Source organism: Pseudomonas sp. JDS28PS106 (assembly GCF_036706555.1).
Taxonomy (GTDB): domain Bacteria; phylum Pseudomonadota; class Gammaproteobacteria; order Pseudomonadales; family Pseudomonadaceae; genus Aquipseudomonas.
Window position 1 is genome coordinate 38731 of sequence record NZ_JBAJGT010000004.1, and the last position, 22176, is coordinate 60906.

Consider the following 22176-nt stretch of genomic DNA (forward strand, 5'->3'; position numbering starts at 1 on the left):
TCGCGATGCAGATCGAAGACGATTCTTCCGGGGCCGGCGCCTCCGCCGGCGACCGCACCCAGTTCATGCCGCGTCCCGGCGGCCGGCCCGCGCCGACAGGCGCCGCACCCGCGCATGCGCCCTTGAACATGGCCTCCGCGCCGTTGCCGAGCGGCCAGGCGCAGGGCCTCAACCCGCTGGAAAGCGCGGCCGGTCCTTTGCTGGCTATGCTCACCCGGCTGCGCAACACCATCGCCCATCCGGCGTCGTCCAGCCTGCGCGCGCAGTTGCTGGGTCATTTGCGTGACTTCGTCGATCGCGCAGAGGCGGCTGGGGTGGTACGCGACAAGGTATTGCTGGCGCGCTATGTGCTTTGCACCGCGCTTGATGAGGCGGTGATGAGCACGCCTTGGGGCAGCAGCAGTGAATGGGGCAAGCAGAGCCTGCTCAATACCCATTACAACGAGTCGTGGGGTGGCGAGAAAGTCTTCAAATTACTGGAGCACTGCCTGCGGAGTCCTCGCGAGAATTTGCACATGCTGGAACTCCTGTACCTGTGCATGTGCCTGGGTTTCGAAGGCCGTTACCGGGTCATGAACAACGGCCGCAGCGAACTCGAAGCGCTGCGCGAGCGCACCAGCGCGGCGATTCGCAGCGCGCGGGGCGAACACGAACGCGAACTGTCCCCGCACTGGCGCGGCCTGACCCTGGCTCGCGACCGGCTGGCCCAGTTCATGCCGCCCTGGGTGGCGGCGGCTATTGGCCTGGCCTTGCTGCTGGTGCTGCTGTTCGCGCTGCGCCTGATGCTGGCTGCCGATGCCGAGCCGGTGTTCAAGCACATTCATGCGCTGGGCGAGATCCCCGTGCAATCCATCGACCGGCCTGCGGTTCAGCCGAAACTGATCGAGCGTCCACGTCTGGCCGGGTTCCTGGCCGAAGAGATCAAGGCCGGCAAGGTCGCGGTGGAAGACGCCGTCGACCGCTCGGTGGTGACCATTCGTGGCGACCAGCTCTTCGCCTCGGGCAGCGCCAACATCGTCGAAGACTTTCAGCCGCTGATGCTGCGCATCGCCGATGCCATCCGCAAGGTCAAGGGCGATGTCCGGGTCACCGGCCACAGCGACAACCGGCCCATCGCGACGCTGCGTTTCCCGTCCAACTGGGCACTGTCCCAGGCGCGCGCCGAGCAGGTCCTGCAAATCCTCGCCGCGAAAACCGGCCAGCCGCAGCGCTTCAGCGCCGAGGGCCGCAGCGACACCGAACCGCTGGCTTCCAACGCCACCGCCGAGGGGCGGGCGAAGAATCGTCGCGTTGAAATCACTGTGTTGGCGGAGGGGGTCGAGTGAAGGCGTTTTTCGGTTTTGTCATTCGCTGGGTCGTGCCGCTGCTCGGCCTGGTCGCCCTGAGCCTGATCGTCTGGTTCGTTGGCCCGCTGCTCGACGTGCTGGTGCCGGAAGGCCGTCGCTGGGCACTGATCGTGCTGCTGTTCGCGGTCTGGGTCGGCTATCGCGTTTGGCGAATCATCCAAGCCCGCCGACAGGCTGCGCAGGTGATGGCCGGTCTGGTCGCCGAAACCGCGCCGGACCCTGCCAGTGTCGCCACCGCCGAAGAACTCGCGACCCTGCGCCAGCGCATGGACGAAGCCCTCGCGTTGCTCAAGAAGGCACGGCTGGGCGGCGATCAGCGGCGCAATCTGTATGAGCTGCCGTGGTACGTCATCATCGGCCCGCCAGGTTCCGGCAAGACCACCGCGCTGGTCAATTCCGGGCTGCACTTTCCGCTGGCCGCGCAACTGGGCGCCGGCGCGGTGCGCGGGGTCGGCGGCACGCGCAATTGCGACTGGTGGTTCACCGATCAGGCGGTCCTGCTGGACACGGCCGGTCGCTACACCACCCAGGACAGCCACGCTCAAGTAGACAAGGCTGCCTGGCTAGGCTTTCTCGATCTGCTCAAGACCCAGCGCGCCCGCAGGCCCATCGACGGCGCATTCATCGCCATCAGCCTGTCCGATCTGCTGCTGAGCAGCGAGGCCGAGCGTGAAGCGCACGCCAATGCGATCCGCCTGCGGATTCAGGAACTGCATGCCCGGCTGGGCGTGCGTTTCCCGATCTACCTGATGTTGACCAAACTGGATCTGGTCCCCGGCTTCATGGAGTTTTTCGACGCCCTGAGCAAGGACGAACGCGCCCAGGTCTGGGGCATGACCTTCGCCATGGACGACGGCAAGAGCGCCGCCGGCCCGTTGCAGGACTTCCAGCGCGAATTCGCCGCCCTCGAACAGCGGCTCAACGCACGGCTGGTCGAGCGCCTGCAACAGGAACGGGACCCGGCGCGGCGCGACCTGATCTACGGCTTCCCGCAGCAGTTCGCGGCCATTCGCCAATCGTTGCAGCTGTTTCTCGACGGCGTGTTCAAGCCCAACGCCTTCGAAGAGCGCGCCTTGCTGCGCGGCGTGTATTTCACCAGCGGCACCCAGGAAGGCAGCCCTATCGACCGGCTGATCGGCGCGATGGCGCAGAGCATGAACCTGGACCGTCAGCATCTGGCGCGTCAGACCGGTACGGGCCGCAGCTACTTCATCGAGAAGCTGTTCACGGCGGTCGCCTTCGCCGAACAGGGGCTGATGGGCGTCGACCCCAAGGTAGAGCGGCGTCGCAAATGGATGGCTCGTGGCGTGCTGGCCGCGACGGTCGCCGTGGTGCTGGCGGTAGGCGCGCTGTGGCTGGTCAGTTACAACGCCAACCGCGATTACATCGCCCAGGTCGACCGCAAGGTCGCGCCGCTGGGCCAGACTGTGCAGAACCTGAGCCCGGCGCAGCGTGACGTGCTGGCGGTGCTGCCTTTGCTCGACGCGGTCCGCAATCTGGCGGGCGATCCGCCTTCCTGGGCGCAGGGCCTTGGGCTTTATCAGGGCGACATGCTCGAAGCCGAATCGGCCAGCGTCTATCGCAAGCTGCTGATCGCGGTCTTTGCGCCACGGCTGGTGACCCGCGTCGAAGAGCAATTGCACAGCGGGGGTTCGAGCGACTATCTCTACGAGGGCCTTAAGGCCTATCTAATGTTCGCCGACAGCGAGCATTACGATCCGCACTTCCTCAAGGCCTGGATCGCGCTGGACTGGGACCGCAGCCTGCCGCGCGACCTGCCGCCGCAGCAACGGCTGGCGCTGGGCGAGCATCTTCAGGCGCTGTTCGAGCGTCACCCGCCCAAGGCCCGACTCGATCAACGCCTGATCGACGATCTGCGCCGCCAGTTGCAGCAGTTGCCGGTCGCCCAGCGCGTCTATGACCGCGTCAAACGTCAGAAACTGCCTCAGGGCGTCACTGATTTCCGTTTGAGCGAAGCGGCGGGACGGGACGCGGCACTGGTGTTCAGCCGCAAGAGCGGCAAGCCGCTGGCCGAGCCGCTCAGTGGCCTGTTCACCGCCAAGGGCTACCGCGAGGGGTTCCTGCTCAGCAGTCTGAACCAGGCCGGCACACTGGCCGAAGAGCAATGGGTGCTGGGTCGCGATCAGGCCGAGCAACTGGACGTCGCCAGTCTGGCCGCCGAAGTGCGCCGCCTGTATTTCCAGGACTACATGCGCCACTGGGATGCCTTGCTGGCCGACATCGACTTCGTGCCCATCACCAGCGTGGCCCAGGCGGCCGATGTGCTGCGGGTGATTTCCGGACCGGCGTCGCCGCTCAAGAAGCTGCTGGCTGCTGTCGCGAAGGAAACCGATCTGCAGGAAGAACAACGGCTGCTGGCCGCGCAGGGCCAGAAGGCCGAAGACAACGTCGACCAGCTCAAGCAGCGCCTGGGCTCATTGCTGGGTCAGCCACAAACGACCAACAGCGCGGCGCCAACCATCGAGCAGGACCCGGTCAGCGCCCACTTCGCCGACCTCAAGGCGCTGGTGAGTAAAGGCGAAAGCGAACCGGCCGCTATCGACGGCTTGCTGAACGACATGAACGCCTTGTATGTGCAGGTCAGCGCCATGGTCGGCGCGAGCGGCGACGCACTGCTCGGCGAAGCCAAGAATCAGGCAAGTGCCGCGGCGGCGCGGGTCAGCCTGAGCGCCGAACGCCAGCCGCCAGTGGTGCAGGGGCTGGTCAAGTCGGTTGTCAACTCCACCACCAACACCATGATGGGCGGCGTGCGCAACCAGCTCAACGCCGCCTGGGTCAGCGAAGTGGTCAACGTTTACCGTCAGTCGCTGGCCGGACGCTACCCCATGTCGCCGGGCAGTTCGCGTGACGCCACGCTGGACGACTTCGGATTGTTTTTCGGTGTCGGCGGGGTGATGGATAACTACTTCCGCCGCTACCTGCAGCCGTATGTGGATACCTCTGCCAGCATCTGGCGCTGGCAACCGGGCGCGGCGCAGAAGCTGGGAATCAACGCCGGCGTACTGCAGACCTTCCAGCGCGCCAGCGCCATCCGCGATGCGTTCTTTCGCGCCGGCGGCACCCAGCCGAGCGTACGCTTTGAACTCAAGCCAGTGGCGATGGATGCCTCCATCACTCAGTTCCTGCTGGACCTCGACGGACAGCAGATCAGCTACGACCATGGCCCCAGCCGTCCGGTCGCCATGCAGTGGCCCAACTCCGGCAGTGCCGGTGTGGTGCGACTGTCGATTTCGCCGCCCGCGCCCAGCGGTCGCTCCGGCGTGAGTCTCGATGGCCCATGGGCCTGGTTCCGCCTGCTCGATCAGTCGGACCTGACCGCAGGCAATTCTCCAGACCGGTTCAGCCTGCGCTTGCGCGTCGATGGCGTGAGCATCGCTTACGAGCTGCGCGCCAACAGCGCGTTCAACCCGTTCAAGAGTCGCGTGCTGAGCGGCTTCAGCCTGCCGGAGCGACTATGAGCGGCCCAGGTTTCTACGGGAAAATCGCCAGCCGCGGCGATTTCGTCGGCCGGGATCTACCGCAGACTTTTATCCAGCCGTGGGACACCTGGCTGGCAGCCGGAATGCTCGCCAGTCAGCAACAGCTGGGCAGCGCCTGGCTCGATGCCTATCTGGTCAGCCCGCTGTGGCGTTTCGCGCTGGCGCCAGGCGTTTGCGGGCCGCGAGCAGTGGTTGGGGGGCTGATGCCGAGCATCGACCGCGTCGGGCGCTATTTCCCCCTGACGCTGGCTTTGATCGTCGAAGATGATCAGAGCCTGGCGAGCCTGATCGGCGGTGCCGATCAGTGGTTCGAGCAAGCCGAACAAGCGCTGCTGGACACGCTTGAACCTGACACGACTTTCGAAGCATTCGAAACCGCACTACGCCAGCTGGGGCGTCCGGTTTCGATCCCGCGCGGCGCCACAAGCGAGTTCGCCGGATTGCAGCGATTCGACGCCACCACGCCCGAAGCACGGCTTGCCGCAATGGCCGAGCAGGCTTGCGTGGGCGCCAGTCTCTGGTGGGGCAAGGGCTCGCACAGCATCGCACCAAGCCTGCTGCGCTGTCAGGGTTTGCCCGCGACGGCAGAGTTCGGGCGTTTTCTGCTGGGTCAGGAGGCGTCCGTCTGATGTCGTCGACTGCCTCGCTCGTCTACAGATCCGCCAGCTACAGCCACGTCGGCATGGTCCGACAGATCAACGAAGACGCCTTTCTGGAACAGGCCTCGAACGGACTATGGGTCGTCGCCGATGGCATGGGCGGTCACGCGGCGGGCGACTACGTCAGCAGCCTGATCGTCGACAGCCTGCGCCGCGCTCACGCCGATGATGCCCTGGACGCCTGGCTGGACGGCCTGCGTTCGCAACTGGACGACATCAACAGCGCGGTGCGCAAGGAAACCCTCAAGCGCGCGGTGAGCATGATGGGCAGCACGGTGGTGTTGCTGGCCGCGCGCGAGGATCAGGCCGTGTGCCTGTGGGCGGGCGACAGTCGCCTGTATCGGCTGCGCGACGGGGTGCTCGAAAGCATCTCCCGCGACCACAGCTACGTGCAGGAGCTGATGGACAGCGGCCTGCTCAATGAAGCCGAAGCGCGAGTCCATCCCCGCGCCAACATCGTGACCCGCGCCATTGGCGTTCAGGATCGCCTGGAACTGTCGCAGGTTCGCCTCGACGTGAAGCCCGGCGACAGTTTCCTGCTGTGCACCGACGGGTTGAACAAGACCGCCGACGACCACGAAATCCGCGAGGTGCTGGGGCACCCCGACCCGTATGAAATCGCCCGCAGCCTGGTCCATCTCGGGCTGACCCGCGGCGCGCCCGACAACATTACCGTCATCGTCGTCAAAGCCGGTTGAAGAAAGAGCACATGGATATACTGATTCCTGGATTCGACATAGAAGGTGAGATCGGCGAAGGCGCGATGGCGACCGTGTACCTGGCAACCCAGCGCTCGCTGGAACGCAAGGTGGCGCTGAAAATCATGGCCGCCTCCCTGGCCGCCGATCCCACGTTCTGCGAACGCTTCCTGCGCGAAGGCCGCACGCTGGCGCGTCTGTCCCATCCGCACACGGTTACCATCCATGACATCGGCAATGTCGGTCCGCTGTATTATATGGCGATGGAATACCTGCCCAACGGCACGCTCAAGGAGCGCATCGCCGCCGGCCTGACGCCGGAGCAGGGGTTGCGTTACATCCGCCAGATCGCCTCGGCGCTGGGCTACGCCCATGAGCAGGGCCTGGTGCACCGGGACGTCAAGCCGGCCAACATCCTGTTCCGCGCCGATGGCAACGCTGTGTTGTCGGACTTCGGCATCGCCAAGTCGCTGGACGACCGCACCCAGTTCACCCAGGCCGGGTTCGCGGTAGGCACGCCCAGTTACATGAGCCCGGAGCAAGCGCGTGGCCAGGAAATCGATGGCCGGGCGGATCTGTACGCGCTTGGCGTCGTGCTTTACGAAATTCTGGTGGGCGAGCTGCCGTACAACGGCACTGACGCGCTGTCCACGGCGCTGGCGCATCTGACCGAGCCGCTGCCCGAACTGCCGGTTCATCACGGTCGGTATCAGGACGTTCTCAGCCGCCTGCTCGCCAAGAATCCGGCCGAGCGTTTCCCGGACGCCAATGCCTTGCTGGCGGCTCTGGACCGGCTGGCGCAGATGGACGATGAGCGCACGGTGTTCCAGCCCGCAGCGCAGGTGGCGGCGGAGCGGGACAGTCTGGCCGGGCTTACTCCGGTGACCCTCCAGATGCCTGGCAATCCGTCTCCAGTGACCGCCGAGCCGCCGCCAACCGTCTCGCTCGACAAGCAGCCGGTTGCCGAAAAGCCACGTGGCGGCTCGCGGCTGACCTTGCTCGCGGTGGCCGTCGCAGCGGCTCTTGGCCTGGGTGGGGCAGGTTACTGGTGGCTGAATGCGGCCCCTGCGGACTCCACCCCGAGCGCCGCCGCTACAGCGGCGGACGCGCCCAGCGTGGCACCCGTCTCTGTTGCAACCGCGACCGATGCCGACGGCGGCCAGCGGCCGCTGTTGATGCCGGGCAAGAAAACCCTGTTCCAGCGGGTGCTCAGCAAGCCCGGCGCGGCCTATGCCAGCGAACCGGGCGCGTCCGCCGGCGAGCCGCTTCCGGCATTTTCGGTGTTGTATGTCTATCAGCGCCGTACCGTCGATGGCCGACAGTGGCTGCGGGTCGGCGCGGCATCCGACGGACGCAGCGAAGGCTGGCTGCCCGCCGAGCAGACCAGCGAATGGAAACAGAGCCTGGTGCTCAAGTTCACTGAGCGTTCCGGGCGCGCGCCGGTCATGTTCGTTCGCCAGCCCGGTGAACTGGAAAACCTGATCGCCGATCCCGCCGCCGCAAAGAAGCTGCTGCTCAAGGCTCAGGCCGAGCATGCCGATGACAGCCAGGTCGTCGCGCTGGAGCCTGCGGCCAGCGCCGTGCCTCAGGATCAGTTCTATCTGCTGCCGATCTTCGAATCCCGAGAAAGCTTCGATGAAAACGGCCAGCCGGTGCAGTTGCTCAACGTGGCGTCCATCGACCCCGGCAATCTGCCCCGGCACACCGCTGCGCCCGGCCAAAGCAGTCAGGCGCGCGCCGCCGATGCCTTCAGAACAGCGGTGGTGCTGGTAGTCGACACCTCGGTATCGATGCAGCCGTATATCGATCGGGTTCGCGACGTCGTCCACGAACTGCAAGGCAAGATCGCCCAGCGCGGCGATCTGGACAGCGTCAGCTTCGGGCTGGTGGGCTTTCGCAATAACCCGGAAAAGACGCCGGGTCTGGAATACCTGACCAGGACTCTGGTCAGCCTCGATGAAGGACGCGATCCGCAGCGCTTCATGGAACTGGCCGGGCAGGTCAAGGCCACGTCGGTTTCCAGTCATTCGTTCAACGAAGACTCGTTCGCCGGTGTCATGCAGGCGGTCAACGGCATGGACTGGTCCGGTTATGGCGGACGCCTGATTCTGCTGGTCAGCGATGCCGGCTCGCTGCGCAAGAGCGACCCGCTGAGCAGCACGCAAATGAACGAAGCCGAAGTGCGTCAGGCGGCGCTCGGCAAGCAGATCAAAATCTACGCGCTGCATCTGCGCACCGATGCGGGCAAGAAGAATCATGCTTCCGCCGAGCAGCAATATCGGGTGCTGACCGCCGATGCCAACCCGCAGATCGGCGATCTTTACGTGCCCGTTCCTGGTGGCGACGTGCGCAAGTTCGGCGAGAAAGTCGACGAAATCGGCTCGGTGTTCGCCGATCTGGTGCATCAGGTGCGCAGTGGTCAGAACCAGGCACTGCCGCAGTTGGGCGCCGCACCGAGCGTGGCGCAGAAGTCCGCTGCAGTCGGCTATGCCATGCACATGGATTTTCTCGGTCGCAAGTCGGCCAGTCAGGCACCGCAACTGGTCAGCGCCTGGACGGCCGACCGCGACCTGACCAATCTGTCGCTGCCGGCGTTTCAGGTCTGCGTCATGCTCACCAAGCTGCAACTCAACGACTTGCAGCAATCGCTCAAGCTGATCGTCGACGCCGCGCGCAAGACCCGGACTTCGCCCAAGGATTTCTTCCAGGAAATCGCCAGCGCCAGCGCTTACATGAGCCGCGACCCCTCGGCGCTGCGCAAAGGCGGCAATCTGGCCGAGGGCGGCGTGCTGGGCGAATACCTCGAAGGGCTGCCGTACCGCAGCAAATCGTTGAACATGACTCAGGATCTCTGGTTGTCGCTCAGCGTGGCCGAGCAGGAAGACTTCATCGACGAACTCGACTCGAAGATTCGCTTGTACGAAACCTTCCACAACGACCTGTCCAATTGGGTCCGCTTCGGCGACGCCGAGCCGGGCGACGCTTTGTACCGTGTCCCGCTGTCGACGCTGCCATGATGCTGAGCCTGCGCGATGTGCATAAAACCCGTGGAACCGGTCAGCAAGGCTACCGGCTGGTGGTGCCTCATCTGGAACTCCTGGCAGGGCGTCACTACGCCTTGATCGGGCCGAGCGGTTGCGGCAAGAGCACGCTGCTGGATCTGCTGGCTTTGGTGCTGGCGCCGGACCGCGCGCAACGTTTTGATTTCTCCACCGCTGACGGCGAGTTTGATGTCGGCGGGCTATGGCGTAAGGGCGACCAGGATCGCCTCGCCCGGCTGCGTAGCCGCCACCTGGGGTATGTGCTGCAAACTGGTGGCCTGCTGGGCTATCTCGATGTTCAGACGAATATCGCGTTGCCGCGCAAATTGCTGGGCCTTGCCGAAGACGGCAGCGTCGAGCGCCTGGCCGGACAGCTGGGCATCGGCGAGCAACTGCGCAAGAAACCGGCGGCCTTGTCAGTCGGGCAACGTCAACGCGTGAGCTGCGCCCGGGCGCTCGCCCATGGTCCGCAACTGGTGCTGGCCGATGAACCCACCGCCGCGCTCGATCCGCTCAATGCCGGGCGGGTCATGAATCTGCTGCTGGAGCAGGCAGGCCGACAGCGCGCCTGCTGCGTGATCGCCACCCACGACGAAGCGCTGGTGCGCGACGCGGGTCTGGAGATCCTGCGCCTGGCCTGCGAGCGCGACGCCCAGGGCGGCGTGGTGGCGACACTGGAGGCGCGGCGCTGATGACCACGATGCTGCTGGCGCGGATGGCCTGGGAAGATTATCGCGCTGATGTACGGCTGTCGGCCTGCACCGTGCTGGCGCTGGTGGCGGTAATGGCACCTCTGCTGGTGCTGTTCGGCCTCAAGTTCGGGCTGATCGAGAGCCTGACAGCGCGTCTCGAAAGCGATCCCTCGGTGCGGGAAATCGTCCCAATGGGTGGAGGTCGATTCTCCGCGCAATCCATTACGACGCTTGCCGCCCGTCCCGATATCGCCTTCGTGATTCCCCGGACCCGGCAGATTGCCGCGACCGCCAGCCTGACGCTGAACGACCGGCAGGCCGACGTCGAGATGATTCCGACGGCGGCAGGCGACCCCTTGCTGGGCGCCGTGTCCGCGCCCGTCGAGCTGAACGCCGTGGTCCTGAGCGCCACCGCTGCTGAGAAGTTGGGCGCGCGGGTCGGAGATAGCCTCGACGCTGGTTTCGGCCGCCAGGTGTCCGGCCGCATCGAGGTGCGCCGTACCTCGCTAAGGGTGACGGCGGTGCTGCCCCTGGAAGCGTTTGGCCGCGACGCCTTGTTCGGCCCGTTGCGCCTGCTGGAAGCCGCCGAGGATTACCGCGACGGCCGCGCCGTGCCTGAACTGGGCTGGGCCGGCGAAACCGCTGATTCGCAAGCGCAGCGCATCTACCCGGCGTTTCGCCTGTATGCCCGCGAGATTGAGGATGTGGAAAACCTGCGCCGGTACTTCGCAGAGCGGGAGCTGCCGATGTTCACTCAGGCTGCCGCCATCGCACAGGTGCAATCGTTGAGCCGCAACCTGTCCATCGTGTTCTGGCTGATCACTGGTCTGGCAATGGCCGGCGCTTGCGCGGCGATCTTTGCCGGCGCGCTGGCTGCGGTGGAGCGCAAGCGGCGCGACCTGTCGATGTTGCGCCTGCTGGGTTTCAGCAGCGGCGCGCTGCTGTCGTTCGTCGTACTACAGGCGTTGTACAGCGGCGTCTTCGCGGCGCTGCTGAGCGTCGGGCTTTACGGCGTCGCCGAGCAGGGCCTGAATCTGCTGTTCGCGCAGGTCGCCGGTGAACACATCAGCCAGCTGCTGCCTCGTCATTATGTTTTCGCGGTGCTCGCGGTCCTGGGTGTCAGCGCGCTGGCCGCGACACTGGGCGGCCGCCGGGTGGCGCGTATCGAAGCTTCGGAAGGAATCAGAGATGTTTGAATTGCGCAGGGTCGCTCTGGCACTGCTGGTCACAGGGCTGGGCCTGACCTCATCGGGCGCCGGTGCCGACGAAAACAAGCTGGACAACCCCAAGCCGCTGGCCGACGACGTCAGCCTGCCGTTGCCATGCGGCGGCGAAATGGTCTTCCGCTACGTCTATGTCCTGGCGCAAGGCAGTCTGGATGACCGTGAAATCAGCCTGGGCTATCCGTTCAGCGAAGGCGAGGCGGGGTACAAGCAGTCGTTCATTTCCGGCTATCGGCGCGACTTCATCAGCGGCCAGTTCACGGCTCAGGACCTGTCGCCGGAATGGCGCAAGACCATCAGCCCTTTACTGCCGAAGTCCGAAGCCGGCACGCCGCTCAAGCCGATGATGTACTTCGTTGGCAAATACGAAGTCACGGCCCGACAGTACGCGCAGGTCATGGCGCAGTCGCTGGCCAGCGGCGAAGCGCCTCCGGCCTGCGACGCACCCGGCGGCATGGAAGGGCGTCTGCCCAAGGTCAAACTGTCGCGATTCGAGGCCGAGCGCTTCGCCGCGGTCTACAGCGCCTGGCTGATGAAGCATCACCGCGAGCTGTTACCGGTCAGCGGCCGCGACAAGAGCGCGGACGATGGCGGCATCGGCTTTGTGCGCCTGCCGACCGAGGTTGAATGGGAATACGCCGCTCGCGGTGCGCAGGCCGTGAGCCGGCAAGACCTTGAAGGACGGTTGTTCCCGCGTCGTCTCGAAGGCAGCGAAACCGACGGCCCGCTCAGCGACTGGGCGGTCTTCAATCAGGTCGCCGGCGGCACCGGACAGGCCGCGCGCCTGATGCCCATCGGCACCAGGTTGCCTAACCCCATCGGCATGTTCGACGTGATCGGCAACGCCGCCGAGATGGTCCAGGAATCTTTCCAGCTGGTCCACGCCGGACGTCGCCAAGGCGCCTACGGCGGGTTCGTCGCCAAGGGCGGCAATTATCTGGAAGGCGAGGGCACGCTGTTCACCGGCATGCGTCGCGAATATCCGCTGTTCGCCGCCGACGGCACCGAGCAGAGCAATGAAACCACCGGTTTCCGGGTCGCCATCGGCGCTTTGTCGGCACCGCGCTCGCGTTACAAGGAACTCTTCGATCAGTGGCAGAAGGAGGGGCGTCTCGCCGCGCTGACCGATGATATCGCCACAGACGATGACCCCACCAAGCGGCTGGACAGCATCATCGCCGCTAGCGCCGACCCGCGTCTGCAAGCCGAGTTGGGGCTGGTCAACGAAGAACTCAAACGCAATGTCTCGCTGATCGCCAGGCAGCGGGAGGAAGCGGCGGGCAACCTGATCCAGTCGGCCGCGCTGGTGGCCGAGACCATCAACAACTACAACATTCGCCTCACCAACCTGAAGAAAAGCCAGCAACAGGCCGAGGCCGCGAAAGACGCAGCCAGCGCGCAACTGTTCGGCACTGCCATCGCCAACGGACGCAGCGCGCTGGATGGTGCGGTGGCGATCTACATCGACAACCTGGCGACCGGCACCCGCTACACCGACGCGGTGATCCAGGCGCAGTTTCAGCGGGTCAAGGAAGAACTCAGCCGCAAGCCAATCATTGGCAAGAGTCTGGTGACCCGCGCCACGTTGTTTGTCAGCCATGTCAGCGACTACCGCAAGAACAAGCGCGCTGACCCGGAAACCATAGTGAAGCAACTGCTGGAGTCTGCCGGTCAGCGATGACCCGGCAGCATTCAGCTGCAAGCAAGGGGACCCGGACTGCATGACGCTGCGCCGGGCCAGTCAAAACCTAAGGAAGAGAACGCAACTATGCTTTTGTCTCGTAAACCGCTCGTATCTGCCTCCCGTAGCCGCGCCCTGATGCTGGCGACGGCTGGCTTCAGCGCCGTACTGCTGACCGGTTGCGCCGGCTCGCCGGTCTCCAAGGTGGGCGCGTCCACCAAGGTCGAGTACTACCCGTCCTGCTACGAGCCGGTGCAGCATCTGCGCCAGACCGACTCGGACATGACCCGTTCGGTCGCTACCGGCGCCGCGTTGGGCGCAGTGGGTGGTGCATTGGCGGGCGCCCTGACCGGCGATTCCGACAAGCGCGCCCGTAACGTTGCCATCGGTGCCGCGGGCGGCGCGCTGGTGGGTGGCGCGGCCGGTTACTACACCGAGCGTCAGAAGCAGATCTCGGACGACAACCAGCGCATTGCGTCCTACGCGTCCGACATCAACAAGAGCGCGGGCGACATCGATCGCAGCACGGCGTACGCCAAGGCCTCCCAGTCCTGCTACCAGCGTGAATTCACCAGCCTGATCTCCGCTCGCAAGGCCAACACCATCAACGACACCGAAGGCCGCAAGCGCCTGGCGGAAATCGTTGCCGGCCTGAAAGAGTCCAACGACCTGATCGCGGCGGTCAACGGCCGTGCCAGCGAGGACCTGAGCAGCTACACCCAGGCTTACGAGAAAGACCTGCAACAGGTTGGCGTGAAACGTAACGACGTCGTGATCGTCGCCAATGCCGACGCGGCACCGGTTGCCACAACCTCGACCAAGAAGGTCAGCAAGGCCAAGCAGCCGGCCAAGGCCAAACTGCCGAACGTACCGAAGGAAGCGGTAGGCACCGAGAAAACCCTGCAACAGGCCAAGGCCAAGCAGGCTGAAAGCCAGCAGGTCGCCAATGCCGGACAGAGCCAGGTCAACAGCATGTGCAAGAACCCGGACGTGGGTGACTGGGCGCCGGTGCCTTGCCCGAACGTCTGATGCTTGATCCGCGACACTGATCGATACCTTCACCGGCCTCCCCAGGGAGGTCGGTGAGTCGATTCAAGGAAGACCGATGTCCCAAGTCATGATCGGACTGAACAACAGTCCCTCCCAGATAATGGCGCGGCAACGCGTCGAAAGCCTCGTCGACACGCGAAAGCTTTTCGCTGTGATCGATTCCGATCCGGGAATCGTCGGGGCGGGTGTCGTTTATATCGACGCCGATTTCAATGTTGTCACCCTTCGAGAATTCACGCCGATCTGCAGTATCCACCCCAAGCGGGTGATTCTGCGCGAGGCCAAGCGGCATATCACGCCGCAGCAGTTTGCCCAGCAGGTGCAGACCAACCCCAGAGAGTCGCGGCTGGTCTACGAAGCGCTTAATACCACGCTGTCGTGCGGCGGGGCGATTCTTGGCTGGATCGCCATATTGGGCGCCAGCGCTGCCACGCCGTTCACCGCCGGAGTCAGCGCGGTGATCGCCGGCGTTGGCGTGGCGTCGACCGTGGCCAGCACCGGTCAGTGCATGATCGGCCTTGCTCGCACGGTGAACGAATGGAGCGATCCGTCGGCCAACGACATGCTGGACGATGCCGAGTGGTATCAGAACGTCTCTTCCATCCTGGACGTGGTGTCCCTGATGGGAGTCGGCACCGCCGGGCTGACGACCTTCAAGCTGATGCAGGCGCGCAAGGCCGCCACCGGCCGCAGCTGGTATGACCTGACGCGAGAGCTGAATCGCCAGCAACGCAAGGAACTGACCAGGGAGCTGTTGAAGCTGCAGAACCCCAAACTCACCCCCAAGCTTCTGAAACTCCAGCAGCGCAGCGGCGCGCTGCCCAGGCGCATGACGCCGACCGAGCTGAGACCCGCGACCGTGCTGCAAATGCAGGATGTCTGGAGCATGGGAATAGGGCTGGCCGGCAGTGGCCGGGTGCAGAACCTGGCGGTAGGGCTTTATGAGGAGCTGGCCGAGTGACCAGCAGCGCATTGAAGGAGGAAGTGAAGATTGAGTAGTAAACATCGCGACAAGATCCGCGAAGAGGTCCGCAAGGCCGGGTACTTCTGGGACCCGCTTGCGCTGCTGGCTCGCTATTTCCCGACGTTCATCTGTTCGATCTTCATGTGCATCTTTTCCATCGTGATGGCGACGGTGCTTGTGACCCGGACCTGGTTCAGCGATCACCCGCAGCGGGCGGCTTATTCATGGCTGTTCATGATGGGGGCGTCGTTGCTCCTGACCACGGGCGGCTTTCTGCTCAGTCGCGGGCGGTTGTGGGCAACCTGGATACTGGTGGGCATCCTGACGGTCTGCCTGCTTGCGGTCTTGCCCACCGTGCCGACGCGTGGGCAGACATCCGATCTGGTCGCCTACGCGCTGGGTCTGTTGTTCCCGTTGCTAGGACTGTTATCGCTCAACAGCAAACGTAGCCGGGAGTTGCGTGAACAGCTGGTTTTCAACCGCTCGGCTCGAACGTCGTTGCGGGAAGACAGCTCGCGCAAGAACAAGGCAGGCCGCAAATAGCCCGGCACTTTCCGTCAGCCAATAAAAAACCCGCCGAAGCGGGTTTTGTACAAAGACCATTCCAACTTCCTGTCGGCAGCCATCCGGGCATGGTCAATCATCCTTGATCCTGGTGAACTCCTTGTTCACCAGTTGTTGGATCCAATCTTACGGGTATAACCCTTATGCACAAAGAGCGAACCGCGTAATCGCGTGTAAGCCTTTGGCTATACCCAAGTAGGATTTCTTCAGATTTAGAGGGTCAAGGCGTAAAGGAACCGGCGACTTCACAGTAGCGTTCGCGGGCGTCGACGCTCTTTTCGTCGCTGTCCCGCGCCGCTCTGCGGGTCCATTCGCGGCACAGCTCCTTGAAGTGCACCTGCGCGGATTTGCGGCATTCGCGGCGTTCGACGGAGCGGCTGGTGAAGTTTTCGCAGACGCTGTCCTGATCAATGCGATTGTCGTACTGGCGCCATTGCGCCCGGTAGCGATCGGAGCCGTCCCATTCGCGGATGGTCATGGAAACCTGGGTATACGGCCTGCGGCGCGGTTCTTCCTTGCGGGCGGCACCGGATTTGAAGTCTGCCAGGTAGCGGTCCGACACCATGCCCTGGCTTGCTGGCGCTGCTGCGGGACGTGGAACATCGCCAAAGCGGCAATTGAGCACGCTTTCATCGATGACATTGCCGTGCTTGATGCAGTTGTCCAGCGGCTGAGCAGCTGTGGGTGGCGGTTCCTGGGTGACAGGTTGCGGAACGGTATAGGCGACCTGCTGCACCGTCGGCGGCGCACTTGGAACGGAAACCGGCTCGGGGGCGGATGGCGCAGGATGTGCCGACTGGGCAGGCGTGGCTAACGTGATCGGTGTGGCTACCGGCGCGGGTCTGGTCAGCGTCGAGCCCAGCCAGTAGACCAGCCCGGCAAACGCCAGGCAGACGATGACCAGTCCGAACGGAAGCGGACCTTTGCTTTGGCGTGCAGGTTTGCGTCGTGGGTGAGAGCCCAGTACGACATCCACTCGATTCGGATCCAGACGCTGGATATGAGTGACGCCGTCGTCTTCGGTAGGTTGTTTGCGGAAATCCATTCCAGATCCTCGGCAAGCGCAGGGGCTGACGGGACCGGGTGTCAGTGCGCGAAAGGAGAGTTGTCGCCGGGGTATCGGCTGGAAGGGGTGTTTCTTGAGATGGTAAATCGCCAGCAAGCTGGCTCCTACCGCCGTTGTAGGAGCCAGCTTGCTGGCGATCAGCTACGGCAAATCAATGCCGCCAATGACGCTTGTGCTTACGATGGCCGTAGTGCTTGCCGCGATCGCCACGGGCGTGACGGTATTCACGGCGATCATGGCCGCCACGATAGCGGCGATCGTCGTCGCGGCTTTCGTTGCCCATGTAGTTGCCGAGCGCCGCGCCCGCGCCGCCGCCAGCTGCCGCGCCAACCAGGCCGCCGGTGCTGCCGCCGACGCTGCGGCCCAGTACGTTGCCGCCTGCCGCGCCCAGGCCGCCGCCAATCGCCGCTTCGGTGCGGTTGCGACGGTCAGCGCCGACCGCGCCGCCAGCCGCGCCGCCCAGGCCCGCGCCGATGGCCGCGCCGGTGCTGCCGCCGACCTGCTGGCCGACGACTGAACCGAGTACCCCACCCAATGCTCCGCCCACACCGGACTCGAGCGTACCGCCGGCTGTGGCGAAACCGCTCGCAAGGGTGAGAGACAACAACAGAATCGAGGAATACTTCATGTGCGAATTCTCGTAGGGATGACGGCGCGATCCTGAGGTCAGGAGCCAGCCCCTGGCAACGCAAATCCGACGAGTAACACGACTGAGACACAAATAGCTAAGTTACTGTTTTGGCTCAGGAACTTAACCGGGTTTTGGCAGTCTCAGGTTTCTTGAACAAGGCCCGTTTCTCGCGAAACGGGCCTTTTTTTGTGGCGGGATTTATAGCGGGCGGATCAGAGAATCCGGCCGTTGTCGCTGGCTCGCTCAAGGCGGATTGCCACGAACTTGGACGTTGGCGTATGGCTGCCGTCGCCCACGCTTTCCAGTGGCACCAGCGGGTTGACCTCAGGGTAGTAGGCCGCGGCCTGGCCCGCCGGAATGTCAAAGGCCAGCAAGGTGAAGCCTTTGACGCGGCGCTCCACGTCATCGCTCCAGATCGACACGATGTCCACCTTCTGGCCCGGCGTGAAGCCGAGACGGATAATGTCGGCTTCGTTGACGAATAACACGTCACGCTGGCCTTTCACGCCGCGATAACGGTCGTCCAGGCCGTAAATGGTGGTGTTGTACTGATCGTGGGAACGCATCGACTGCATGATCAGGTCAGGTGTCTGGCCGGTGGCGCTGATGTTTTCATGGATCAGCGTTCCCGGCAGCACGTTGGGCTTGAAGTTGGCGCGGGTCGAAGGCGTGTTCCAGCGACGTGCGCCAGCCGAGTTGCCCAGGTAGAAACCGCCCGGATGCTGCACGCGCTCGTTGAAGTCCTTGAAGCCTGGAATGGTGTCGGCGATCAGGTCGCGAATACGGCCGTAATCTTCCGCCAGCCACAGCCAGTCGACCGGCTTCTTGCCCACGGTCGCGTTGGCGATGCCGGCGATGATCGCAGGCTCCGAGCGCATGTGCTTGCTCAGTGGCTGCAACTGGCCGTTGGAGGCGTGCACCATGCTGAACGAGTCTTCGACCGTGACAGCTTGCGGGCCATTGGCCTGCATGTCGATGTCGGTACGGCCATAGCAAGGCAGGATCAGCGCGTCCTTGCCGTGGAACAGGTGGCTGCGGTTGAGCTTGGTGCTGATCTGCACAGTCAGGTCGCACTTGCTCAGCGCGGCGGCGGTGCGGTCGCTGTCCGGGGTTGCCTGGGCGAAGTTGCCGCCCAGGGCGATGAAGACCTTGGAACGACCTTCGGCCATGGCGCGAATGGCCTCGACCACGTTGTGGCCGTTCTCACGCGGAACCTTGAACTGGAAGCGCTTTTCCAGCGCGTCGAGCAACGCCACCGGCGGACGCTCGTTGATGCCCATGGTGCGGTCGCCCTGCACGTTGCTGTGACCGCGCACCGGGCACAGACCTGCGCCCGGCTTGCCGATGTTGCCGCGCAGCAGCATCAGGTTGGTGATTTCCTGAATGGTCGGCACCGAATGACGGTGCTGGGTAATGCCCATCGCCCAGCACATGATGACGTTCTTGCTCTTGGCGTACATGCGCGCCGACTGCTCGATTTCTTCGAGAGTCAGGCCCGATTGCGCGACGAGGTCATCCCATGAGGTGTCATCCAGAACGGCCAGGTAATCCAGCACGCCCTGGGTGTGTTCGTTGAGGAAAGCATGGTCGAACACCGACGGGGCGTTAGCCGCCTGTGCCTCACGCTCCCACTGCAGCAGGAACTTGGCCATGCCGCGCAGTAGCGCCATGTCGCCGCCCAGGGCAGGGCGGAAGAAGGCGGTGTTGGTTGGGCGATCGCCGTTGGTCAGCATTTCGAAAGGCTGTTGCGGATGCTGGAAGCGCTCCAGACCACGCTCCTTGAGCGGGTTGACGCAGACCACCTGGGCGCCGCGCTTGACCGCCTCACGCAGCGGTTCGAGCATGCGCGGGTGGTTGGTGCCGGGGTTCTGGCCGAGGACGAAGATCGCGTCCGCGTGTTCGAAATCCTCGAACGTCACGGTGCCCTTGCCCACGCCGACGCTCTGCGACAACGCTACGCCGCTCGCTTCGTGGCACATGTTCGAGCAGTCGGGGAAGTTGTTGGTGCCGTAGGCGCGCACGAACAGCTGATACAGGAATGCCGCTTCGTTGCTGGCACGGCCCGAGGTGTAGAATTCGGCCATGTTCGGGCTCGGCAGATTGCTCAGGTGCTTGGCGATCAGCGAGAACGCGCCGTCCCAGCTGATGGGCTTGTAGCGGTCGGTTTCCTGGTCGTAAACCATCGGCTCGGTCAGGCGGCCCTGGTATTCGAGCCAGTAGTCGCTCTGCTCAAGCAGCGAGCTGACGCTGTAGCGGGCGAAGAACGCCGGGTCGACACGGCGCTTGGTCGCTTCCCAGTTCACCGCCTTGGCGCCGTTCTCGCAGAACTTGACCATGCCGCTTTCCGGCGAGTCGCCCCAGGCGCAGCCAGGGCAGTCGAAACCGCCGTTCTGGTTGGTCTTGAGCATCATGCGCAGGTTCTTCAACGCGTTGTCGCTGCCCAGCCAGTGCTGGGTGACGCTGATCAGAGCACCCCATCCTCCGGCCGCGCCTTTATAAGGCTTGTAGCGGGGCGTCGGGGTTTTGTCGGCTTGGTGATGCATGCTCACGGTTGAATCTCCATCGCAGGGCTGTAGACCCGCGGCGCACTGTGCTGCGGCAGGTGAATTAAATTCAGGTTATGACGGCGAGCCCATTGCAGGGCCAGGCCGGTGGGCGACGACAGGCTGACCAGCGTCTGGATGCCGGCGCGCAGCACTTTCTGGATCAGCTCCAGGCTGCAGCGGCTGGTGACGACGGCAATGCCGCCTTCGATCGCGATGTCCTGGCGGATCAGCGCGCCGATCAGTTTGTCGAGGGCGTTATGGCGCCCGATATCCTCGCGGCCCAGCAGCAGTTTTCCGTTGCTGTCCATGAAGAGCGCGGCGTGCACAGCGCCGCAATGACGTCCCAGCGGCTGGAACTCACCGATCCGCTGACGCAGGCCGTCCAGCCATTCGACAGGCGGCAAGGGCGCGCCGGGCAGTACGGCAAGGTCGGGCAGGGCCTGCTCGACCGCTTCCACGCCGCACAAGCCGCAACCGCTGGTGCCGGCCAACTGACGACGTTGTTGCTTGAGGTTCCAGAACGCACGACTGGCGATCTCGACTTCCGCCTGCATGGCCGAACCACAGCCGCTGAGCTTGAAATCGTAGATGTCGTCACGTGACTCGATAATGCCGCTGCCCAGGCTGAAGCCGACGATGAAATCCTCAAGGTCGGTGGGGCTGACCAGCATGACCGCCTGGCTGATGCCGTTGTAGGCAATGGCGAGCGCAACCTCTTCGGCGAGCGCGGCCTGTACCGACTCATCGCCTTGAAGGTTCGAATAGCTGTAGGTCTTGCTTGCTTCGGGCGCGGGCGCGGACCCGATGGCAGGCGCGGATCCCGTGTCGTCCGTGCGCTTGACGTGCATGGCTCAGATACCGGCAGATTGATGGCTCTAAGCCTAGGCCTCTTGTCCGATACCGTCTAATCGCTAGTTCTGATGCACTGATAGATGACGTCGATCAATGTTTCAACGAGACATTTCTGTCAGGAGCGCGAAACAGGCTTCCGCCAGTGCCGAGCGGGGCGCGCTGCGACGCATGATCAAGCCCAGCGGCGCCAGCGTGCGGGCATCGGCGATCGGATGCAGACGCAAATGCCCGGCCAGGGCTTCGAGTCCACCGTCCAGTGGCATGATCGAGCAACAGAACCCGCCGTGTACCGCTTGCAGCATCTGATGAACGGCATCGGTTTGCAGCACTGGTTCAGGATGCAGGCCGCGACTGTGAAAGTTGTGATCGATCGACTGGCGGAAATGCATGCCGCTGGTCAGCAGGCCCAACGGCAGCTCCATCAGCTCCGCCCAGCTCAAGGGTTGTTCGCCGAAGCTGAAGTAGCGGTGGTCGTAGAGCAGGCCCATGTCGGTTTCGCTCAAGGCCATGGAGTCGAATCGCTCGCTGTCGAGCCGTTCGAGGAAGGAGACGCCCAGATCGATACGATTGCTGGCCAGTTGCTCCAGCACCTGCTCCGAGCTGAGCGATGACAACTCGAAGCGCAGATTGGGATGCAGCTTGTGCAACGGCTTGAGCAACAACAAGGGATCGAAGCTGGACAGCGGCACCACACCCAGCCGCAAGGTGCCCACCAGATGACCGCGACAGGCGGCGGCTTCCGCCTGCAAGCCGTCGTATGCCGCCAGCACCGTGCGCGCCCAGGCCAGTACGCGCTCGCCCGGCGCGGTGAAGCCTTCGAAACGCTGCCCGCGATTGACCAGCGCCAGACCCAGCTCTTCCTCAAGATTGCGCAGACGCATGGACAGCGTGGGCTGAGTGATATTGCAGCGCGCGGCGGCTTGGCCGAAGTGTCGGGTTTCGTCGAGGGCGATCAGGAATTTGAGTTGTTTGATGTCCATCTTCACTCCGAAAGTGCGATGCAAACCGTTGATCCTGCGCGCTGCGCAGAAAAGCTGAACGGACCACGCTGGTCGGAAGTCCTAATTTTCGTCTGCCTCAAAAGCTGATGTTGTTGCGGCAGGCACGGAAAATACCATCTATAGGAGGACGAGTAATGAGTGTGTTCAGTTTCCTGAAAGAAGCCGGGGAAAAAATCCTCGACGCGCTGACACCGGGTAACGCCAATGCCGACGAAGTCCTGAAGAAGCACATTTCCGAAACAGGGCTCGGTAATCCCAACATCCAGACCAAGGTCGATGACGGCACTGTCACCGTGACCGGTGAAGTCGCCAGCCAGGAAGAGAAGGAAAAGATCCTGGTGACCCTGGGCAATATCGAAGGCGTCGAGAAAGTGGACGACCAGATGACCATCGCCGCCGGCGCTCCGGCCGCTCCGCAAGCGAAGTTCGTCACTGTTCAGAAAGGCGACACCCTGAGCGCCATCTCCAAGAAGGTCTACGGCGATCCGAATCAGTACCAGAAGATCTTCGAAGCCAACAAACCCATGCTCAAGGACGTGAACAAGATCTATCCGGGCCAGACCCTGCGTATTCCGGAATAACCTTCCGCGCTATTTATGTACGACCCGTGGGAGGGAGCTTGCTCGCGACGGACGCAGCGCGGTGTTCCAGATGTACCGCGT

At 63.9% G+C, this 22176-nt stretch carries 17 protein-coding genes; 12 read left to right on the forward strand and 5 right to left on the reverse strand.

The window, feature by feature from the left end; translation table 11 throughout:
* Positions 1 to 5 precede the first annotated feature (5 nt).
* The 11 genes from TRP66_RS07505 (at position 6) to TRP66_RS07555 (ending at position 15397) form a co-directional block, all read left to right on the forward strand.
* Positions 6 to 1325 carry a DotU family type VI secretion system protein gene (locus TRP66_RS07505; RefSeq protein ID WP_333400857.1) on the forward strand — a complete coding sequence of 440 codons (1320 nt, stop codon included), beginning with the start codon at positions 6 to 8 and terminating at the stop codon, positions 1323 to 1325.
* Positions 1322 to 4825: a type VI secretion system membrane subunit TssM gene (gene tssM / locus TRP66_RS07510; RefSeq protein WP_333400858.1), complete on the forward strand. Its 3504-nt coding sequence runs from the start codon at positions 1322 to 1324 to the stop codon at positions 4823 to 4825. The genes TRP66_RS07505 and tssM overlap by 4 nt, the downstream gene beginning before the upstream one ends.
* Positions 4822 to 5475, forward strand: a complete 654-nt coding sequence (gene tagF / locus TRP66_RS07515; protein WP_333400859.1) for a type VI secretion system-associated protein TagF — start codon at positions 4822 to 4824, stop codon at positions 5473 to 5475. Before tssM ends, tagF begins: the two co-directional genes overlap by 4 nt.
* Entirely contained in the window at positions 5475 to 6203 is a 729-nt protein-coding gene (locus tag TRP66_RS07520; RefSeq protein ID WP_333400860.1) for a PP2C family protein-serine/threonine phosphatase, read from the forward strand. The genes tagF and TRP66_RS07520 overlap by 1 nt, the downstream gene beginning before the upstream one ends.
* 11 nt (positions 6204 to 6214) lie before the next feature.
* Positions 6215 to 9220, forward strand: a complete 3006-nt coding sequence (locus TRP66_RS07525) for a serine/threonine-protein kinase (RefSeq protein WP_333400861.1) — start codon at positions 6215 to 6217, stop codon at positions 9218 to 9220.
* Positions 9220 to 9936, forward strand: a complete 717-nt coding sequence (locus TRP66_RS07530) for an ABC transporter ATP-binding protein (RefSeq protein ID WP_333401326.1) — start codon at positions 9220 to 9222, stop codon at positions 9934 to 9936. The genes TRP66_RS07525 and TRP66_RS07530 overlap by 1 nt, the downstream gene beginning before the upstream one ends.
* Positions 9936 to 11132 (forward strand): ABC transporter permease, encoded by a 1197-nt coding sequence (locus tag TRP66_RS07535; protein ID WP_333400863.1) that lies wholly within the window; start codon positions 9936 to 9938, stop codon positions 11130 to 11132. Before TRP66_RS07530 ends, TRP66_RS07535 begins: the two co-directional genes overlap by 1 nt.
* Positions 11125 to 12840 (forward strand): formylglycine-generating enzyme family protein, encoded by a 1716-nt coding sequence (locus TRP66_RS07540; protein ID WP_333400865.1) that lies wholly within the window; start codon positions 11125 to 11127, stop codon positions 12838 to 12840. Before TRP66_RS07535 ends, TRP66_RS07540 begins: the two co-directional genes overlap by 8 nt.
* A gap of 87 nt (positions 12841 to 12927) precedes the next feature.
* Positions 12928 to 13869: a type VI secretion system-associated lipoprotein TagQ gene (gene tagQ / locus TRP66_RS07545; protein WP_333400867.1), complete on the forward strand. Its 942-nt coding sequence runs from the start codon at positions 12928 to 12930 to the stop codon at positions 13867 to 13869.
* A 76-nt stretch (positions 13870 to 13945) separates the two neighbouring features.
* Entirely contained in the window at positions 13946 to 14851 is a 906-nt protein-coding gene (locus tag TRP66_RS07550; protein ID WP_333400868.1) for an NAD synthetase, read from the forward strand.
* 30 nt (positions 14852 to 14881) lie between these two features.
* Positions 14882 to 15397: a hypothetical protein gene (locus TRP66_RS07555; protein WP_333400869.1), complete on the forward strand. Its 516-nt coding sequence runs from the start codon at positions 14882 to 14884 to the stop codon at positions 15395 to 15397.
* Positions 15398 to 15638: 241 nt separating this feature from the next.
* Here the strand turns inward: TRP66_RS07555 and TRP66_RS07560 are convergent, their stop codons facing one another.
* The 5 genes from TRP66_RS07560 to TRP66_RS07580 form a co-directional block, all read right to left on the reverse strand.
* Positions 15639 to 16463: a hypothetical protein gene (locus TRP66_RS07560; protein WP_333400871.1), complete on the reverse strand. Its 825-nt coding sequence runs from the start codon at positions 16461 to 16463 to the stop codon at positions 15639 to 15641.
* A 172-nt stretch (positions 16464 to 16635) separates the two neighbouring features.
* Positions 16636 to 17112 carry a glycine zipper domain-containing protein gene (locus TRP66_RS07565; protein ID WP_333400872.1) on the reverse strand — a complete coding sequence of 159 codons (477 nt, stop codon included), beginning with the start codon at positions 17110 to 17112 and terminating at the stop codon, positions 16636 to 16638.
* Positions 17113 to 17327: 215 nt separating this feature from the next.
* The gene (locus TRP66_RS07570; RefSeq protein ID WP_333401327.1) at positions 17328 to 19658 is read right to left on the reverse strand and encodes an FdhF/YdeP family oxidoreductase; all 2331 of its coding nucleotides are present in this window, start codon (positions 19656 to 19658) and stop codon (positions 17328 to 17330) included.
* 2 nt (positions 19659 to 19660) lie between these two features.
* Positions 19661 to 20509, reverse strand: coding sequence for a formate dehydrogenase accessory sulfurtransferase FdhD (fdhD, locus tag TRP66_RS07575; RefSeq protein WP_333400873.1), 849 nt, complete (start codon positions 20507 to 20509; stop codon positions 19661 to 19663).
* Between the two features lie 102 nt (positions 20510 to 20611).
* Positions 20612 to 21493, reverse strand: a complete 882-nt coding sequence (locus tag TRP66_RS07580; RefSeq protein ID WP_333400874.1) for a LysR family transcriptional regulator — start codon at positions 21491 to 21493, stop codon at positions 20612 to 20614.
* 155 nt (positions 21494 to 21648) lie between these two features.
* Between TRP66_RS07580 and lysM the strand changes: the two genes are divergently transcribed.
* A complete protein-coding gene (gene lysM, locus TRP66_RS07585) occupies positions 21649 to 22095 on the forward strand; it encodes a peptidoglycan-binding protein LysM (RefSeq protein ID WP_333400875.1) in 447 nt (148 codons plus the stop codon).
* Positions 22096 to 22176: the final 81 nt, after the last annotated feature.

Bases quoted from the DNA above. Each gene is read 5' to 3' on its own strand.
- fdhD (WP_333400873.1), bottom strand. From the start codon at position 20,509: ATGCACGTCAAGCGCACGGACGACACGGGATCCGCGCCTGCCATCGGG.
- TRP66_RS07535 (WP_333400863.1), top strand. From the start codon at position 9,936: ATGACCACGATGCTGCTGGCGCGGATGGCCTGGGAAGATTATCGCGCT.
- tagF (WP_333400859.1), top strand. From the start codon at position 4,822: ATGAGCGGCCCAGGTTTCTACGGGAAAATCGCCAGCCGCGGCGATTTC.
- lysM (WP_333400875.1), top strand. From the start codon at position 21,649: ATGAGTGTGTTCAGTTTCCTGAAAGAAGCCGGGGAAAAAATCCTCGAC.
- TRP66_RS07550 (WP_333400868.1), top strand. From the start codon at position 13,946: ATGTCCCAAGTCATGATCGGACTGAACAACAGTCCCTCCCAGATAATG.
- tagQ (WP_333400867.1), top strand. From the start codon at position 12,928: ATGCTTTTGTCTCGTAAACCGCTCGTATCTGCCTCCCGTAGCCGCGCC.
- TRP66_RS07505 (WP_333400857.1), top strand. From the start codon at position 6: ATGCAGATCGAAGACGATTCTTCCGGGGCCGGCGCCTCCGCCGGCGAC.
- TRP66_RS07580 (WP_333400874.1), bottom strand. From the start codon at position 21,493: ATGGACATCAAACAACTCAAATTCCTGATCGCCCTCGACGAAACCCGA.
- TRP66_RS07560 (WP_333400871.1), bottom strand. From the start codon at position 16,463: ATGGATTTCCGCAAACAACCTACCGAAGACGACGGCGTCACTCATATC.
- TRP66_RS07565 (WP_333400872.1), bottom strand. From the start codon at position 17,112: ATGAAGTATTCCTCGATTCTGTTGTTGTCTCTCACCCTTGCGAGCGGT.
- TRP66_RS07570 (WP_333401327.1), bottom strand. From the start codon at position 19,658: ATGCATCACCAAGCCGACAAAACCCCGACGCCCCGCTACAAGCCTTAT.
- TRP66_RS07525 (WP_333400861.1), top strand. From the start codon at position 6,215: ATGGATATACTGATTCCTGGATTCGACATAGAAGGTGAGATCGGCGAA.
- TRP66_RS07540 (WP_333400865.1), top strand. From the start codon at position 11,125: ATGTTTGAATTGCGCAGGGTCGCTCTGGCACTGCTGGTCACAGGGCTG.
- TRP66_RS07530 (WP_333401326.1), top strand. From the start codon at position 9,220: ATGCTGAGCCTGCGCGATGTGCATAAAACCCGTGGAACCGGTCAGCAA.
- TRP66_RS07520 (WP_333400860.1), top strand. From the start codon at position 5,475: ATGTCGTCGACTGCCTCGCTCGTCTACAGATCCGCCAGCTACAGCCAC.